This is a genomic window from Colwellia sp. MB02u-9 (assembly GCF_014077085.1).
Lineage (GTDB): Bacteria > Pseudomonadota > Gammaproteobacteria > Enterobacterales > Alteromonadaceae > Cognaticolwellia.
Map to the genome: position 1 here is coordinate 49709 of NZ_JACGVF010000063.1, position 17951 is coordinate 67659.

At 39.8% G+C, this 17951-nt stretch carries 15 protein-coding genes and 1 riboswitch; of the genes, 7 read left to right on the top strand and 8 right to left on the bottom strand.

From position 1 onward, the window contains the following. Positions 1 to 198 precede the first annotated feature (198 nt). Positions 199 to 1380 (bottom strand): acyl-CoA dehydrogenase, encoded by a 1182-nt coding sequence (locus tag H4J65_RS01205; protein ID WP_182194471.1) that lies wholly within the window; start codon positions 1378 to 1380, stop codon positions 199 to 201. A 130-nt stretch (positions 1381 to 1510) separates the two neighbouring features. Here H4J65_RS01205 and H4J65_RS01210 point away from each other — a divergent pair, with 130 nt between their 5' ends. Both H4J65_RS01210 and H4J65_RS01215 read left to right on the top strand, forming a co-directional pair. Beyond that, positions 1511 to 2398: a LysR family transcriptional regulator gene (locus H4J65_RS01210; RefSeq protein WP_182194475.1), complete on the top strand. Its 888-nt coding sequence runs from the start codon at positions 1511 to 1513 to the stop codon at positions 2396 to 2398. Between the two features lie 451 nt (positions 2399 to 2849). Then, the gene (locus H4J65_RS01215; RefSeq protein WP_182194478.1) at positions 2850 to 3065 is read left to right on the top strand and encodes a hypothetical protein; all 216 of its coding nucleotides are present in this window, start codon (positions 2850 to 2852) and stop codon (positions 3063 to 3065) included. A 280-nt stretch (positions 3066 to 3345) separates the two neighbouring features. Here the strand turns inward: H4J65_RS01215 and H4J65_RS01220 are convergent, their stop codons facing one another. Both H4J65_RS01220 and H4J65_RS01225 read right to left on the bottom strand, forming a co-directional pair. Then, positions 3346 to 3864 (bottom strand): DUF2141 domain-containing protein, encoded by a 519-nt coding sequence (locus H4J65_RS01220; protein ID WP_182194482.1) that lies wholly within the window; start codon positions 3862 to 3864, stop codon positions 3346 to 3348. 393 nt (positions 3865 to 4257) lie between these two features. Further along, positions 4258 to 4665: a hypothetical protein gene (locus tag H4J65_RS01225; RefSeq protein ID WP_182194487.1), complete on the bottom strand. Its 408-nt coding sequence runs from the start codon at positions 4663 to 4665 to the stop codon at positions 4258 to 4260. A 457-nt stretch (positions 4666 to 5122) separates the two neighbouring features. Here H4J65_RS01225 and H4J65_RS01230 point away from each other — a divergent pair, with 457 nt between their 5' ends. Then, the gene (locus tag H4J65_RS01230; protein WP_182194492.1) at positions 5123 to 5605 is read left to right on the top strand and encodes a protein disulfide oxidoreductase; all 483 of its coding nucleotides are present in this window, start codon (positions 5123 to 5125) and stop codon (positions 5603 to 5605) included. A gap of 369 nt (positions 5606 to 5974) precedes the next feature. On the opposite strand, the gene H4J65_RS01235 is transcribed toward H4J65_RS01230, so the two are convergent. Beyond that, a complete protein-coding gene (locus H4J65_RS01235) occupies positions 5975 to 6292 on the bottom strand; it encodes a VF530 family DNA-binding protein (RefSeq protein ID WP_182184704.1) in 318 nt (105 codons plus the stop codon). A gap of 308 nt (positions 6293 to 6600) precedes the next feature. Continuing rightward, a riboswitch (cyclic di-GMP riboswitch) is annotated at positions 6601 to 6686 on the top strand. Positions 6687 to 6750: 64 nt separating this feature from the next. Here H4J65_RS01235 and H4J65_RS01240 point away from each other — a divergent pair. Then, positions 6751 to 8130: a hypothetical protein gene (locus tag H4J65_RS01240; protein ID WP_182194495.1), complete on the top strand. Its 1380-nt coding sequence runs from the start codon at positions 6751 to 6753 to the stop codon at positions 8128 to 8130. Between the two features lie 218 nt (positions 8131 to 8348). On the opposite strand, the gene H4J65_RS01245 is transcribed toward H4J65_RS01240, so the two are convergent. Then, positions 8349 to 9482, bottom strand: a complete 1134-nt coding sequence (locus H4J65_RS01245) for a hypothetical protein (protein WP_182194498.1) — start codon at positions 9480 to 9482, stop codon at positions 8349 to 8351. Positions 9483 to 10150: 668 nt separating this feature from the next. Further along, positions 10151 to 11341: an MFS transporter gene (locus H4J65_RS01250; protein ID WP_182135550.1), complete on the bottom strand. Its 1191-nt coding sequence runs from the start codon at positions 11339 to 11341 to the stop codon at positions 10151 to 10153. A 159-nt stretch (positions 11342 to 11500) separates the two neighbouring features. Here H4J65_RS01250 and H4J65_RS01255 point away from each other — a divergent pair, with 159 nt between their 5' ends. Continuing rightward, complete coding sequence (locus H4J65_RS01255) at positions 11501 to 12385, top strand: LysR family transcriptional regulator (RefSeq protein WP_182135433.1); 885 nt, start codon at positions 11501 to 11503, stop codon at positions 12383 to 12385. A 394-nt stretch (positions 12386 to 12779) separates the two neighbouring features. On the opposite strand, the gene H4J65_RS01260 is transcribed toward H4J65_RS01255, so the two are convergent. Further along, positions 12780 to 13697, bottom strand: coding sequence for a LysR substrate-binding domain-containing protein (locus tag H4J65_RS01260; RefSeq protein ID WP_259367466.1), 918 nt, complete (start codon positions 13695 to 13697; stop codon positions 12780 to 12782). A 121-nt stretch (positions 13698 to 13818) separates the two neighbouring features. Between H4J65_RS01260 and H4J65_RS01265 the strand changes: the two genes are divergently transcribed. Both H4J65_RS01265 and purT read left to right on the top strand, forming a co-directional pair. Beyond that, complete coding sequence (locus H4J65_RS01265; RefSeq protein ID WP_182194505.1) at positions 13819 to 15072, top strand: D-amino acid dehydrogenase; 1254 nt, start codon at positions 13819 to 13821, stop codon at positions 15070 to 15072. 362 nt (positions 15073 to 15434) lie between these two features. After that, on the top strand, positions 15435 to 16625 hold the full coding sequence (purT, locus tag H4J65_RS01270; RefSeq protein ID WP_220461227.1) for a formate-dependent phosphoribosylglycinamide formyltransferase: 1191 nt from the start codon (positions 15435 to 15437) through the stop codon (positions 16623 to 16625). A 365-nt stretch (positions 16626 to 16990) separates the two neighbouring features. On the opposite strand, the gene H4J65_RS01275 is transcribed toward purT, so the two are convergent. Continuing rightward, positions 16991 to 17905 carry a hypothetical protein gene (locus H4J65_RS01275; protein WP_182194508.1) on the bottom strand — a complete coding sequence of 305 codons (915 nt, stop codon included), beginning with the start codon at positions 17903 to 17905 and terminating at the stop codon, positions 16991 to 16993. Positions 17906 to 17951 lie beyond the last annotated feature (46 nt).

Below are 17951 nucleotides of genomic sequence, written 5' to 3' on the forward strand. Positions count from 1 at the left end.
AATTGTCATAAAATTAATAAGGGCATGCCAACTCTCATTGACATGCCCTTAACTTATGCTGTGGCCGTTGTTATCTAGCTGATATGCTTATAACAATCTCACTCATTATCTGATCATTTTTACTGGTTAAAATAATCAACTACTGCGTTATTTATTTAATAATTAGCACGGCTATTTTTGTTATTTATGCGCTAATCATTAACAAAAAGCCTGAAGGCCTGTAATGGCACGACCTAAAATTAGCGCATGAACATCATGTGTACCTTCGTAAGTATTAACCGCTTCAAGGTTCATCATATGACGAATTACGCCATATTCATCACTAATACCATTGCCACCGTGCATATCACGAGCAACACGAGCTATATCAAGTGACTTACCACAGTTATTACGTTTCATTAATGAGATTAATTCAACCGGGCATTGATCCGCATCCATTAAACGACCCATTTGTAAGCAGCCCTGTAAACCAAGCGATATCTCAGTTTGCATATCAGCGAGTTTCTTTTGAATGAGCTGATTAGCCGATAGAGGACGACCAAATTGTTCGCGATCTGCGGTGTAGTTTCTCGCTGAATTAAAGCAAAACTCTGCCGCTCCTAATGAGCCCCAAGCAATACCATAACGCGCTTTATTTAAACAACCAAAAGGCCCAGCTAAACCTGTAATTTCAGGGAACATATTTTCAGTAGGCACAAACACATTATCCATAACAATTTCGCCGGTTATTGAAGCACGTAAAGAGAATTTACCTTCAATTTTTGGCGCAGATAAACCATCCATACCTTTTTCAAGTACAAAGCCACGAATTTTACCCTCAAGTTTTGCCCAAACAACAAAAACATCAGCGATAGGTGAATTCGTGATCCACATTTTATTACCCGTTACGCAATAACCACCCTCGACTTTCTTAGCATGAGTGGTCATAGAAGCTGGATCGCTACCTGAATTAGGCTCAGTCAAACCAAAACAGCCAACCCATTCACCTGAAGCAAGTTTAGGTAAATACTTCATACGTTGTTCTTCACTGCCGTAAGCATAGATAGGGTGCATAACCAATGACGATTGCACACTCATCGCGCTGCGGTAACCACTATCAACACGTTCTACTTCACGAGCAATTAAACCATAGCTGACATAATTGACTTCACTGCCGCCATATTGAGCGGGTAAAGTAGCACCTAATAAGCCTAACTGACCTAACTCACGCATTATTTCGCGATCAAAGTGTTCATGTCTATTGGCTTCAAGCACACGTGGTTGAAGTTTTTCTTGGCAATAGTCATGGGCAGAATCGCGGATCATACGCTCTTCTTCAGTGAGTTGACTATCAAGAAACATCGGATCTTGCCAGTTAAAAGCAGTTAATTTTTGGCTCATAGGATTACCCTGTATGTACTGTTTTGCAGTAATAGTTTGATTTATGATTGTACTCTATCCTTAAAGCATAAATAAATATAATATATAGTTATTATATTTTTCATAACTTTTACTTATAGCACTTACTCATATGAATTTGAAACGTCTTGAATATTTTTGTCAATTAGCCGTACTGGGCAACTTTACGCGGGCAGCACATAAAATAGGCATTGCTCAACCCGCATTAACTATTGCCATTCAAAAGCTAGAACAAGAAGTTGGACTCAAGTTAATTAACCGTGCGGAAAAAAATGCTTTATTAACTGCTGAAGGTGAAGTGCTGTATAAACTGTCAACCCAACTATTAAGCCAAGTAAAACAAGTTGAATTAGAATTAGAAGAGTTAAAAAATCTCGAACGGGGCACCATTCGTTTTGGCGTTTCAGCCATGATGGGGTCTTACTACTTCCCAAAAATATTGACCGCATTTAAACAAAAACATCCAAAAATAAAAATACACTTGGTTGACCAAGGTACCGCAGCGCTGGAGAAAATGTTATTGAACGGCGAACTTGATTTAGCCTTAGTACGTGGTGATTTAGAAAATTCACAACTGCGTTACACTGAGCTGATTAATGAGGAAGTTGTTGCCGGCATGGCAAAGTCGCACCCACTAGCGGCTGAGCAAACCCTATCACTGGCACAATTTTGCCAACAGCCACTGGTGTTATTTCATGAGGGATATTTCTTACGTGAAGTGGTTAGTCAGTATGCAAAAAAACATCACTTAGCATTAGATGTTCGCATGGAAACTAATCTTATTGAGCTGCAAAAGTCATTGGTTCGCAATGGTGTTGGTATTACCACTTGTCTATCGCGTATTTTACAAAACGAGCAGCAGATGACCTCCATCCCCTTTGAGCCAAAAATTGAATTTAAATTGAGTTTAGCGTGGAAAAAAAATCATTCTGTTTCTCAAGCCAGTAAGGCTTTTATGACTTATTTAAGCTCAATGGTTGAGCCTTTGGAGGAAGCTTAACGGTTTTATATCACTTAGTTCATCTTAAAAGCAGTCGTAAGTACTGAGCCTAAGCGTACTTTAGCCACTTGTTATAACAGGGGTACAAAAGTGACACGCCGTTGATTAATTTTACGAAGGCAAGAATACTTAACTTAACGATATCTTGCTGTCACTTAACAGAATAAAACACTGATATTGCTGTTCATTGATAGTAATGAAGTTTTATCTTGATCACCCGGGTATACGCAATGCTTTGATTGTTTTTTAAAGAGTCTGACTTCTTTCCCTTTTTCTCAAAGATATAAAAAACCAAACACCTGAATAAAGTTGGTGGCTAAAAAATGATTAATAACAAGGCTAAAAATAGCCAAACCCTGTAGAAACTTGCATTCCAAAAGTCATCCCCCTATGGTGGTTACTAAAAGCAAGCTAATGCTTTAATTAACCAACTACAAAGGGAGTGCGACGAATGGAAAACAACAACGACCAAAGCATGAATAACTTTGCCGCCATAAAAACCACCATAGCCAATAACGAAGAACAACGGCTCAAAGAGTTACTGGCTGGCCAAGTAATGCAAGAACTTGAAAAAAGCTACCTCATCGACCTAGCCAAAATAGGAAATAATCACGCGATTTTGAAGATCCTAGAAGACATTCCTGTGGAAAATCAAGAACAGCAATAAGCTGAGTTTCAACTTTATAAAAGTTTTGAAAAATAGTATGAATTTGATTAGCCACAATTTGATTCGAATTTTCAAGCTTTGTTATCATACTGCGACCTGCCTCAAAACTTACATTGCTATCTAACGCCTAAGTTCAGGGGCATTTGAGTCGAAGCCTGTTTTTACGACAGCCAAAATGGGTGGCAGGTAAAATGTACGCTTCAACGATTTGTTAGGCACAGTAAACTCTCAATGGTCCTGCTTGATTGAAACAATGCCTAGGTATTCATGGAAAGGTCGCTCAATAAGTTAATCGAATCGTTAAATCAAGGTTTTTCCCATCGTACGAAAAGCTGGCGGTTTCAAACGATGGCGCGCTCATCAAGGCTTTTGCACCGCTTGAAAAACCGTAGCCTTCCGTCGGGACCCCTAGCAAGTTAGTGCCAAGCTTACCGTCCATATTTTTATCATGAATGACAACCAACGCATACCTTCCCGGCGGGATATCTAAAAAGTTGCAACGCGCCTGCGTATCTCGAATTTTCATCATCATTATATTGGTTGCGGAGTGCAAAAATTCAGTTGGGAAACCTGCTGAAGATTCGAAAAGCGCACAAGCTACAACCCCAGTGCTGTTTTTAATATTCGGAATTTTCACTTGAATTCCAGAGCACGTTGATTGGGCAAAGACCATAGCGGGAAGATGTGCAAACACCAGCACGGCCCAGCATACTAAACACCGAATCCCTTTAGAGAAGCGCCTCACCGGACGCCTGACAGTGGAGGCAAACGCAGACTTCCGATTAATTAATTCACTCATTAGTTCCCTCATAGCTTTTATTCCCCTAACCTGATTGGATCCGCCAATAGACGCCTAACGTCTTGATAACCCGCGACGGGTAGCCAGCAATGAAGCTGATCACTGACGGAACCTTGGCAAAACCAATGAACTTCGATTTGCCTCAGTGGCCATGGTCAGCTTTTATTAAATTGCTCAGCGATTTTTGCCGTTTGAGTCCAATATTGTCCATTTGGCCTCAAAACCAACAATGCAGCCTAGGAACATCAAGTACTACATGATACGTCAACCAGCATTGCATTGAAATATTAGTTACCCAGCGTGGCCATAGCCCAGACTTGATAACGTTTCCCCTGGATTAATTTTTTAGGTTGATAAAAAATATTGATGCCGATAACTAGGTCTTTTCTTGTATCATTGTACTATTTTTATATCATTTGTTTTCACACAAGTATTGTTGAAGTCGTCAAACTTATCGCATCTGGTTCGCACAAACGACTTCTGCCCTGAGTCGAAAGAACACTTAGTCTGATAATGACAGCTGCTGTTGAACTTTTCCCAGTACTGACATTCTTCAACGCATTGGAGATTTTTGTATGTATAAGTCTTTTTTTCAAACAGGCACTTTTTATTAAAATCGTCCCAGTACTGACAGTCTTTGAGCGCCTGCGGTACATCCTCAGTTAAGGTTAGGCCGCAGGTGACGGTGAGGTTTCCCTGTCGAAATGTTTCTCCCGTTTCAAGACTTACCTCTTTTGCGCAGACACTACCGGCTAAAAACGTCACCGCTCCAATGAAAGCCATTAAAAAAATTTTATTCATGATCTGATTCCTTATTAACTTAATTTTCTATAATCTAACAACACAACTGCAAAGACTGTAAGGTTTTGTTTCATATATCAAGGTTTCAAGTCGTTTTTATTTTTTAGCACTAACTGTGTAAAACTAACATCCCACTTAAAAAATTCAAATTGAATCATTTAGGATTTCCTTACTACTGAACTGAGTTGTCACAAATAAGAGGATCCTTCAATGACAGCTGTAGCGGCGAAGCAGACTATTTATTATGATGGCTTTGTACCTAAATTAGGTCAATTTTGTGGCGTAAGTACCGTTAAAGCAAATCTTCCAAGTAATTGCCATTTGGCCTTAAGAATTATTTATTGCTAACGACTTTTCAGTTCGCATTGAAAACATTAGAATAGTTAGTCTTAATGGAAACTATTCTCAACGAAAAGTGAAAATAATTAAAAAAATAGTCTTGTAGGAGAGGCAATAAATGAAGTCGTGGTTAAAACAAATCTCTTTTATTGTCATCGTTTTTCTCATCACGAGTTTTGCTGTAGATACGTGGCGAACTTGGGGGATTGATCGACAATCACTGCCCGATCTACAAGGAAAGACAATCTATAATAAAACCATTAATTTAAAGGAGCTAAGTTTTGAACAACCCATCTTGGTGTACTTTTGGGGGACTTGGTGTCCAGTTTGTTCCTTTGTTAGCCCTTCTATAGATACTATTTCACAGCATTACCCTGTTTACAGTATTGCCATGCAATCTGGTAATAATGAGACACTACAAAAATATATGGAAATAGAAAGTTATCAATTTAATGTCATTAACGACGATAATAATCGCATAGCTAACTCGTTAGGTGTGCAAGTTACGCCATTAGTAATGGTGATTGACCAAGGTGAACTCGTTCACTTCACAACAGGTTATGTGAGTTTATTTGGTTTATGGTGGCGCATTGCTTTTTAAAGATCTCAGGGCGTTAAGCGGAAGGTAGCAGCTATAATGTAGGGATAACGTAGCGATAAATTTTCTAATGCTTTGTTTTTTATGCGAGATTAGGATATATACTTTTATCCTAATCTGATAATTTGTCAGTCATAAACGTTAAACGCTAAGGGAAATATCGATGGTCATACATCAAAGACCTGATCCCGCAGGCTTATTGGCGATGGCAGACAATCCCTGAAATTTCGGGACTGTCGCAAAAACAACATACTGAATAGGACCTCTTTAGTCGCGCTGACAAAATAAAGGTAGATTATCTCGTTACTGCTTTGCTTATTAGCGCTGTAAACAGTGATAGTCGAATCCTTTAAATCACGTCTATTAATTGTCCTATGTTGGCCAAACAAAGGGGGCGGGCTTGGTGGAAGTCGTTTCTGATACGGCTGTTTTCTGAGAGAGTATCCCCCTGATTACTTTCCCCGTTGCTTTATGCTTACTACAAAATGTTTTTAGGTATAAAATTTCAACTCTACTGCGCGCCCAAGGGGTTGTACGAAGAAATTTTAAACTTGATTTAAGACGTGGTTTATTAGTGAAACAACGAATATTAAGTAACTCACCCATCTTATCCCAACCAACTTCCTTCTCCAACTCGGTTAGAATCTGTTCAAGTTTAACGCCGTGTAGAGGCTCATTACTGTTATTCATAGACCACCTAAAATCAAAAATAGCATTGTAACAAGTTTCCTAAATATTGACAGACTTATACGTTTAACTCAGGTAAAGCTATACGGAATGCCTATCTATGGTTTATTTTGACGGCATTTATTGCTTCGTTGTCATTTTAACGACTACTAACATATCAACATCATCGATCATCCGCTCAACCTCTCCTGTGAAATTGAACCCTTGATAACAATCTATTCCATAATTTTTATTTCTATAATCGCTAGAGCTACTACTTTTAATGACGAGTATAAATCACCTTGATTTTATCTTACCTTACAGTAGACTCGTGAAATAACTGGCAACTATTAATGAAAATTAATAGACGCAAAGCTACCAGCCTAAGTGCATTGCATAGGGTCGTGGGGTTGCAATTTATATGGATATTTTTACAACCTTTACTGTGATTTATTAATTACATCATTTATTAGAGGTTGTGGATGTTTTTCTCAAACAAGTATTTTATTCAATTCGTTGTTATTTTTCTCCTAAGTGCCTGTGGCGGAGGTGATAGTAGCGATACCGTCTCAAATCCACCACCAGTAACAACGCCTCCTGTAGCCACGTCACCTGTAACGGCTTCATGCGTCAATCCTCATTCTGCTGACTACCCTGAATTATATAAGGGTAAATTTGAAACCCCCTCCCCCAGAGGTAAACTTTCTAGCCATATAGTCAGAGGTATTAGTTTTAAAGACTACTCCCCTAGTTGGATTTATGATGGCCTATCCCAGTCTCAACGCGATAATTGTTCCAGAGATGAATATGTAAAATTAATGTATCTTGAAGCATTACAAGCAATGAATGCTTCTGGTGCACAAAGGGTTTGGGTTTACAATTATGGTCAGTGGAACGATAGCCAAGAACCATGGATAGTCGCCGAAGCTAATTATCATACGCCTAAAAAATATGTAGAATATATTGTTGAGCAAGCGCGTTTGCTCGACATTGATATTTATTTTTCTTGGCAGTTTACTCAAAACAATGTCGATGGCGATATTATTGTTGAGCAAGGTGAGAAACTCACGTTGGACAAGCTTAAAATCATATTAGATGCCCATCAAAACAATATGATTATTCAGGCAAAACATGCCCAAAAAATAGCTATAAAAGGTATTTCTGCTGACTGGAACGCGATGTGGGTCACCTTGCATACCGACGAATTAAAAGAATATTATATTGAGCGGTTTGCCGAAATTATCGATGATATCAGAGCCAATTTTGACGGTGAGATTACTTGGGGGCAAATAGGGACTGTAATTAATGATCAACGAATATTTTCCAGAGTAGATAGTATTTTAATCAATGCGTTACAGTGCTGCGGAAATCAATTTAACGCCGAAGAAGATGCTAAGCTAACAACGGAACTGATCAAGCAGAAAACCTTTGAGTCACTGACCAATCAGCATATGCAAATATATTGTGGTGATATTAACCAACCATGCTGGCACGGTACGTCAAATATAGAATTACCGATAACACTTATTATTCAAGTGCAAAGTCGTGAAGACTTTTTTCTCAATGGCTGGAAAGAAGATGGTTTCTGCACCCCAGGAAGTTTAGAAGACGGGACTGAAGTCAGTTGTATTCAAGAAAGTTTTGTCACTGACTTTTCTGTGCAATCAGTCGGCATAGAAGGCATTATGCAAGCAATCGAAGAGCAAGATACCTTTATGATTAACAGCGTCGACATTCACACCGGTTATTGGCTTTCACCCACGTTAACTCCCAATTTTGAAGGTTTCCCTAACACCTCTCAATCTATCCGCGGTAAACCGGCAGAGGATATTGTTAAGTATTGGTATACCGGACAAGAATAATTCACCTTATGTTAAAGTAATGGTCGGTAAATTTACCGCTCATTACTTTTAAATCCACCATGTGCTAAAAGTAGATAAAAATCGACTGTTGATTATTCTTAGTTATTTTATCAGCGTAAATAAAACGAATTATCCATCATGCGCTTAACCTCACCTTTAACACTTAGCCATTAATAGTGGTTGAATTGCCATTTTTATAAATATTATTTAAGCAGCGACTAAAAAACAAACGGAGAAACATACTCATCGTAAATATAAACTGCAATTTCTAGTCCGGCAAATACGATAGCGATATCACGTACCAAAACGAGTGTTTTATTTTCTTTTTTTGCATTAATCTCTTCGTCCAATGGCATTGGGAATAGTTCGTCAAGATGGTCAAAATCCACATATTTACCTTCCGCATTAATAGCCAGTAGCGCTTCTTGTTTTTTTAAGGTCAGGTCATTGTTTGCGTCTTTAATCCAGCTGTTAATGATATTTGAAGGCATAGTCATTGCGAAATAAGTAATGATGAAGAAAAATATCTTTTGAATTGCTCGCCATGCTTCAGGCCACCAGCCCTGTGAAACGTCATATGATAAGGTGGATACCACCCCTGCTAACGCCATGAAGTAAATGGCGGTCCAAGGCACGTAAATGACATATTTTAATCGAGTAAAATACTTTATAGCATCTTCATGAACCCAATATTGCTCACGTATTTTTTCAGCCGTCTTAGCTAAAAGAGCCTCTTTTTGATGCTGCTCAGCAAGTGCATGGCATTTTTCTGCATTTAATTTGATATAGTCCGCGCATCCTCTGCCATATGCTGCTTTCATATCTGCATCTTGAAATGGCGGATAAATCATAGAAATAACGTCTCCAGCATCGTTAAAGACGAAGTGTACTTTTGGGTAGGCGGTAAAGAAGAAAACAAATTCTTTGGTTTCATGTCGAATACTGAAACTATCATGACAGTTCCCATCCGCACCGGCATTATAGGCCATATCAAGCATATATTGGCTTGTTGCGCCGATAATCCCTACGTCTTTCAACCTAGCTAAAAAGCCTTGAATGATAAGGTCCCGTATTCGAGAATCATAGCCATAATCTGGCTTGCAGCTATATGTCAGGCTACCATCTTCATTCAGGACATAGCGGTATGTAGCGACCTCAAAATCTATATTGTAGCCCCAGCCATATGCGTACCTGAATTGCGCATTCAACCTAGATTGATTTTGTCGGTCTTCCTGATCCAAAAGGCTGCGGCGACAACTATGGCAGTACTTCCAAAGCATGCCAGAGTTGTCGCTATAATAATTATAAAAATATGAATCAGAACAACGTTCACAGGTACGCATATCAGACATTTAGTAAACTCCACATTTTTCATCGTGTTGATAGGTGAAGAAAAAAACCCCTAATCAAGTCCAATGTAAATAGTGCTTTTGGTGGGCGTGGGCAGGATTGTGTATAGGTAAAATAAGACATTATTTTTCATAAAATCAAAATACATCATGCCTCATATTTTCCATCTTGACATCTATTTTATATTCTTAAGGGAGTGAAGGTTGGCTGTTTATCGTCGATTACTCAACGGTTTTCATATAATTCAGCATTCAAAACAAGCACTTTCTGCTGTTGTTAAAACCAGCGCTGAATATTGTTTATGATGAACGGTTTTGATTCAAACAGTCTTATCTGAGGCGGCGCTCTACTTTGTGGGGGCTATATGAGGCCAATAATTCAAGGCTAATAATTCAACGACTTCGACATTTTTTGCCTTCAGGTGACTGAGTATCTTTTGGACCACCAATGGATGTTCATTAGACACATCTCTGTGTCTACCCCTTAGGGTGGCACTCGCTATGCATATTGCTTTACGAATTCAAGACTTAATCCACGGTTTGCACCGGTAATAAAAACAGTTGCCATTACTATCTATCTATCCATTAAAGTATAAAAAATGCGAAAAAAAAGAAGCGGTATTTTTATAAATATCGCTTCTAATGATGATGTGGTTAGACTCTATTAAGAATTAAGCAGTTCGCGTCATCAATGCCTTCTTCTGCGCTTTCTTGTCTAATGCGCCGCTAAAGCGTGTTAACACCAGCGCAAATAACACCACAATCGCGCCAATCCAAGGTGTGTTCATTAGTCCTGCTTGTTCGACGATTAAACCGCCTCCCCACGCACCCAGTGCAATACCCACGTTAAATGCGGCAATGTTAAGACCAGATGCAACATCAACTGCATCAGGTGTATGTTTTTCAGCCAGCTTTACGACGTAAACTTGTAGGCCAGGGACATTACCGAAGGCAAATGCGCCCCAAACTAAAATAGTGGCTACCGCTGCAATGGGATTCACCGCAGTGAAGTTGAACACCAGTAGCACAGTAGCAAGGCCTGTAAAAATAATGCTTAGCGCTTTAATTGGCCCCATTTTATCCGCCATTTTTCCGCCCCAGATATTACCTACAGCAACCGATACTCCATAAACCAACATAATCAGACCGATAGCGCTTGAATCAAAACCAGAAATTTGTTCCAGAATAGGTGCTAAGTAGGTAAAGGCAATGAAGGATCCGCCGTAACCAATCGCTGTGATTGCGTATACCAAGAGTAAACGAGGCTCCGAGAGTACTTTCAATTGCGCGGAAATCTTAGTCGCCGCTGCCTGCTTTAAGTTATTGGGCACTAACAGCGCACTGCCGATAAGTGCAATTAAACCGAGTAGTGCCACCGCTAAAAAGGTTGCCTGCCAGCCAAACGTTTGGCCAATATAGGTCCCCAGGGGAACGCCCGTCACCAGTGCGACGGTTAAGCCCGTAAACATGATGGCAATCGCACTCGCCGCCTTGTCTTTTGAGACTAAACCTGTCGCAATAGTCGTGCCTATTGAAAAGAACACACCATGCGCCAAACCCGTTAATATACGAGCGGCAATCAGTGTTTCATATCCGGGAGCTTGCCACGCCAGTAAGTTACCCGCGACAAAAAGCGCCATTACACAAAGCAATACATGCTTGCGGTTCCAGTTCCCTGTCAGCGCGGTTAAAACAGGTGCACCAATGGCAACACCCACTGCGTACAGGCTAACCAACAGCCCCGCGGAAGGCAATGATACACTTAAATCCTGTGCCATGGTGGGGATTAACCCTACAATGACAAATTCGGTCGTTCCGATGGCAAAGGCGCTGAGCGCCAATGCGAGTAATGCTAACGGCATTATTTTTCTCTCTTTTTCTGCTTTAATATTGGAACACAATATGTGTTTTCGTTTGATGTGCGCATTATTGTTGATTTTTAAGTCGTGAAAAACCGTGTTATTAACAAATTACTTTTGTTAATATTGCAAAAATAAACTTTGAGATTGAAGAGAAAAAACGTGCTGACTCGTTCCGATGATTTAGAAATCCTACTTACGGTAATCGACAGTGGCGGCTTTTCTTCTGCAGCTGATAGCTTAGATATTCAGGTCGCTAGAGTGTCCCGCGCGGTGAGCAAAGTTGAAAAACAGCTAGGTGTCACCATTTTAAACCGCACTACAAGGCGGATCGAGCTGACTGATGAAGGGCGGCAGTTTGTTGAGTCTGTCCGTGTGGGACTGTTACATATTCGTCAGGCCGAAGAGCAGCTTATTTCTCGTGGAGAATTACCTGCAGGCAGGTTGCGCATTGATGCGGCAAGCCCTTTTGTATTTCATCAACTTGTTCCACTTATCCAATCGTTTAAAAAAGCGTTCCCTGACATTCAACTCGAGCTCACCTCTAATGAAGGTTTTGTGGATTTATTGGAGAAAAGAACCGATCTAGCGATTCGCATCGGTAAATTAAACGATTCCACTTTACACGCCCGCCCGTTAGGAAAAAGTCTGCTGTATATGGTGGCTTCCCCTGAGTATCTCGCTAAAAGAGGTGTGCCAAAAAAAGTCAGCGACTTATCTTGCCATGACCTGATTGGTTTTACGGGTTCAAAAGTATTAAACCGCTGGCCATTAGCCGGGATTGACTATATTGAACCGAATTTGACCGCCAGCAGCGGTGAAACCGTGCGTCAACTAACACTTGCTGGAAATGGCGTTGCCTGCTTATCCGGCTTTATGATCAATGAAGATATTGCAGCAGGTAGACTTATTGCTGTTTTAGAGCAAGGAAAACTCACCAATACGGATCGCGAGCAGATCAATGCCGTTTTTTATAAGTCTTCTTCGGTTGCTAGACGAATCTCGGCTTTCATTGACTTCATCCAACCCAGGCTCACTCTAAACTAATGTTATAATTATATTTTTTTAAAAATAGCCTTACACTTATCGCACTATCTTCTAGCCAGAACACACATACAATAGTAGTTTTAACGTCATCTAATATGACCGTAAATTTACCTACGATGGGCATGTATTACTATGAAAAGTAAAAATATATCCGCGTGGTCGTATAAAACTTCCGCGCATTCACTTCTCGGGTCAGCATCAGTCTCTGTGGTGCGGCAATACCTACACCACCCGCTTCGGACACCGCTAACATCATTTGATTGATTCATTGCTGGCATTCATCGGCCAGTATCTTATCAAGCTAAACCGCTCTTTGTCTTAACACCGTATGACCTAGTTGAGCAATGGAAGAGCTATTATTTTTGGCTACCGTTTTAGTTAACCTGAACTTTGGTTAGTTAATAAAGTTTTGTTTTTCATCTAATAACCATTGCTTAAAGCAGTTAATGGCTGAAGAAGAATGGTGTTGGATCAGGTAATAACCCGCATTGGCTGCTATGGGATTAAATGGCGAAACCAGTTTTCCTTGTTTAAAATCTTCTTCAACTAAGGCATATCGAGCCATAGCTATCCCTAATCCTGCTTCGGCTGCAGCCATAGCCATATCAGTTCGATTAAAATAATGCCCCTGCTTACTGTCTGCTGTAATACCCATGTGCTTGAACCAATATTGCCACTCGGTATTTTTGGTTGCGCCATGCCATGGCTGAGCATCATGTAATAGGGTGACCGACTGCCAAATCGTTTGTTGATTTTCTACAGAGGTATCTTGCCAGTTAAAGGTTTTAAAATATCCAGGACTCATCACAGGAAGCAATTGTTCAGATAAAAACAAGTCACTTTTTTGCTGAAAATTAGCAGATTGACTGTAATCAATGGCTAAGTCAAAGTTATTGCTTTGATGGTCAACTAGCGCACCTTCAGCAAATGTTTGAATGCTAATATTGGGATAACGATTGTAGAATCTCTCAAGGCGAGGCACTAACCATTTGAAGGCAAAAGAAGGCGTTAATTTTAACCTTACCTCGCCATCGAAATTTTCTTCTTGATGTAACGCTGCAATTACCTCGCTTATATCTTCAAGACTGCTTTTTACTACTTTATATAATTGTTGGCCTGCTTGAGTTAATCGAACGCCTCGCGAGTGCCTTTCAAACAGGATTATTGAAAGTTGTTCTTCTAGCAAGTTTATCTGCTGACTTATCGCACCTGTTGTAATATTTAAATAAATGGCAGCCTGAGTAAAACTGCCTAATTCGGCCGCTACCTCAAACGTCACTAAACCCGATGCTATGTTACCTTTTAATTTCATCAATACTCATAGCCTTTAGAATGACTAAACACAGATGTTAATTAATATCGATTGTAGAAGATAGGTATTTTTCACATAGTAGTTAACTATTTTATGATTTAACAACATTTAAGTGATCAGTATGAAAGTTATCGTTTTAGGCGCTGGCGTAGTCGGGCTAACCTCTGCATGGTATTTGGCTCAAGCAGGGCATCAGGTAACAGTTGTTGATCGCCAAAGCCGAAGTGCTGAAGAAACCAGTTTCGCTAATGCAGGCCAGTTATCTTATGGTTATTCTTCTCCTTGGGCTGCCCCGGGTATTCCGCTAAAAGCCTTAAAATGGTTAACCCATAAACATTCGCCACTTATTGTAAAGCCAAGTGCTTCACCGATGTTTTATCTTTGGCTGATGAATATGCTGAAAAACTGTAATGAGAGTCACTATCAGGTTAATAAAAATCGTATGTTGCGCGTGGCGAATTACAGTCGAGCATGCTTGTCAGATTTAGCTAAAAATCATGCCATAAAATATCAAGGTCGTCAGCGAGGAACGCTACAAGTTTTTCGTCACCATGCACAGGTTGAGGCAGTGCAAAAAGATATGAAGTTATTAGCAGAGAGTGATGTACGATTTAATCTATTAAATGTTGATGAGTGTGTTAAAGCTGAGCCAGGCCTTGCTTTGGTTAAAGATAAGCTTGTTGCTGGCCTGCACTTACCCGATGATGAAACGGGCGATTGTTACCAATTTTGTCAGCAACTTACTGACATGGCTAAAATGGCGGGTGTTGAATTTAAATTCAATGTTCAGGTAAATAAATTACACTTTGATAAGACTAATATTACGGGGGTAGATACCTCTATTGGTGAACTTAAAGCTGATGCTTATGTGGTCGCGCTGGGTTGTTATTCTGTGAACTTATTGAAGCCAGTAGGTATTAATTTACCTGTTTACCCTGTCAAGGGCTACTCACTCACTATTCCAATGACCGATGAACAATTCTCACCTGTTTCAACTGTGATGGATGAAACTTACAAGGTTGCTATAACACGTTTTGATAATCGAATTCGGGTGGCAGGTACGGCAGAATTAAACGGCTTTAATTTAGATCTACCTGAAAAAAGAAAAGCCACTATCGCTATGGTGGTTCAGGACTTATTTCCTAAAGCAGGTAACTTAGCCGAGGCAGAGTTTTGGACGGGGTTACGTCCTATGACGCCAGATGGCACGCCTATTATTGGTAAAACTAAGCTAGCTAATTTATATACCAATACGGGGCACGGTACTTTGGGTTGGACTATGGCTTGTGGCTCGGCAAAACTATTAGCCGATATAGTCTCGGGCAATGAGCCAGATATTGACGCAAGTGGATTAGATTCATTTAGGTATGTGTAAAGTAATAGCAAGGCCAATAGCCGGCGATTTCTAGTCTATTACTCAAGGGTTTTCACATAATTCAGAATTCAAAACAATCGTTTTCTGCTGTTGTTAAAAAAAACTCTAAATATTACTTATGATGATGCGGTGCTTGAGGCTTTTGATGGCGAACAAAGTCTTTAATAAAAAAAATAGTCACAACTGGGCATGTGGTGGCAGATAAATCTCCCCCCCCCTCTGCCTTACCTGGAAATTAAATACCTTTAATATTTTTCTTACAAATATCAGAGGTTTTTTTATCCGATATCCTCAAAACATAAAAAATTCTGTTAATATCTTTGGCCATATCATCCCTTCAAATTTTCAGTGAGTCGAATAATATGAGTGTTTCAATTTTTGGCAGTGCAAAAGCGAATAGTGCGACAAAAGCCCTTCTTTTAGGATCTGGAGAGCTGGGTAAAGAAGTTGCGATTGAATTGCAACGCTTCGGTATTGAAGTGATTGCGGCAGATAGTTATAAAAATGCACCGGCAATGCAAGTCGCGCATTCGTCCCATGTGGTCAGTATGCTCGATGGTGAAAAATTAGCAGAAATTATTCGCGCCGAAAAGCCTGATTTTATTATCCCAGAAGTAGAAGCAATCGCCACGGATACCTTACTTGCCTTAGAAGCAGAAGGTTTTAATGTGGTACCCACAGCCCGTGCGGCAAAACTCACCATGGACAGAGAAGGTATTCGCCGCCTCGCAGCTGAAACATTAGGTATAAAAACGTCACCCTATATATTCGCAGACAGCAAAGAAGAATATTTATCTGCGGTTGATAAAATAGGTAAACCTTGTGTGATAAAACCTGTCATGAGTAGCTCTGGTAAAGGCCAAAGTGTTGTAAAAAGCGATGCTGATGTAGACAACGCATGGACCTATTCTCAAGTTGGCGGTCGTAGCGGTGAAGGTCGTATTATTATTGAGGGTTTTGTGCCCTTTGATTATGAAATAACGCTATTAACAGTGAGTGCCGTTGACGGTATTCATTACTGCGCCCCTATTGGTCACCGTCAGGAAGACGGCGATTACCGTGAATCTTGGCAACCACAAGCAATGTCAGCGCTAGCACTTCAGCAAGCACAAGATATCGCCAAAAAAGTTGTCACTGAACTGGGCGGATATGGTTTATTCGGCATGGAGTTTTTTGTCAAAGGCGATCAGGTTTATTTTAGCGAAGTATCCCCTCGCCCGCATGATACCGGATTAGTTACCTTGGTGTCACAGGATGCTTCAGAATTTGCCTTGCATGTTCGCGCCATTTTAGGTTTTCCTATTGGTCGTATTATTCAATATGGACCAAGCGCATCGAGTGTTATTTTAGGTAATGGCGTATCTGATGATATTAAGTTTGCCAACCTGGGTAAAGCACTCGGCAGCGTTGCCGGTGCGCAAATTCGATTATTTGCCAAACCGGATATTAATGGTCATCGGCGTTTAGGTGTCGCAATTGCACGTGGTGAAACAGTTGAAGAAGCCATTGATAATGCCAAGACTGTCTCGAATAACGTTAATATTATTTATTAAATAACACCGCTTAAGTTTTTTCTTTAATATTTTTGTCTTCAGTAAAAAAGGTAACTTAGGTTACCTTTTTTACTGCCTGCCAACTCACAAAAAACATCCATCGCTTAATAAAAGTACAGATTCAGCATGGAAAAATTGAAAAATACCACAACCTTAGCTGCTGTTTTTTTATGCAACACGTTTAGGTACAGATAGTTATATGTTACCTAACTACATGCAAGCTAAAAATAGCATCAACTCAGTAGATAATGAATCACATTGTTCACCCTTGGGTTACTAAAGCGCCACTCCATAAAATGCTTTAGTATAGAAGTAATGTCGCTTTACGTGGAAGACGTGACCAGAATATAGCAATATTCTTCCACTCAATAAGGCAGATCAACACCTGGACACATTTCTTTGATGTCTCTTAATGCGCGCTGTGTTCGGGATATGTCTTCGGTATTGAATTGCATCTTGTTGCTGCCATTATCACATTTGCCAACACATTCGACTGTGATGTATGTGTTGTAGCCCGCATAGTCCCCTGCGCTCCAAGCATTCCCATCTACCTTTTGAGATTTCCAGTTCACTCGATTGAAATCAATTTCGCGAAGGCTTGAGCCAAACCAGTCGGCGTAAACACAGTCGTCTGTGCTGTATTTAGCTTTAGTCCAATCGCTTTTGTCAGTTACGTAATTGGTGTTTTTAGGGTATTTTAAAAACCATACCGCATTGATAAAATTAGCGTTGGCTAAGTTGTTTTTCCGCCAACTCTTGACCTCTACTAGCGCCTTTTCTTTTTGAGCATTTTTAGCCTTTTCTTCTGCTATTTTTGCGATTTCTGCAGCTTCTTTTTCCTTCCGCTTCTGTTTTTCTGCTTGCTGCTGCAATTCCATCACTAACTGATTCTTTTGTTCTTTATCAAGATCTATTGCTGACTGGATAGCATCAAGATCCGTTTTAGTCAAAACGCGTGTGACTTTATATTGAGAGCTTGATTGTTGATAATTTATCGGTTCGTAAGTTGTCGTCACTGCATACATTACGTTTTCTGAAAAGTTTGATTGACCAGGTAGTTCATTAAAAAAATCAAGGTCTTTTTTTGCTCTAACAAATAATCTCTCGTTTGAGTTAATTACTCTTTGATAATTATAGTTCTCATACCAGAAATCATCATCTTCATTAGACCAAATATCGGCATAATATGTATCATCTAGTTTTAAGTTAGTTTTCAATATTGAGGCACAGCCACTAATCATAGTTAAAGCACATACGATTGAGATTATTATTATTTTCATTTCTTTAATTCTCTAATTTTTAATTTTTAATTTTTAATTTTTAATT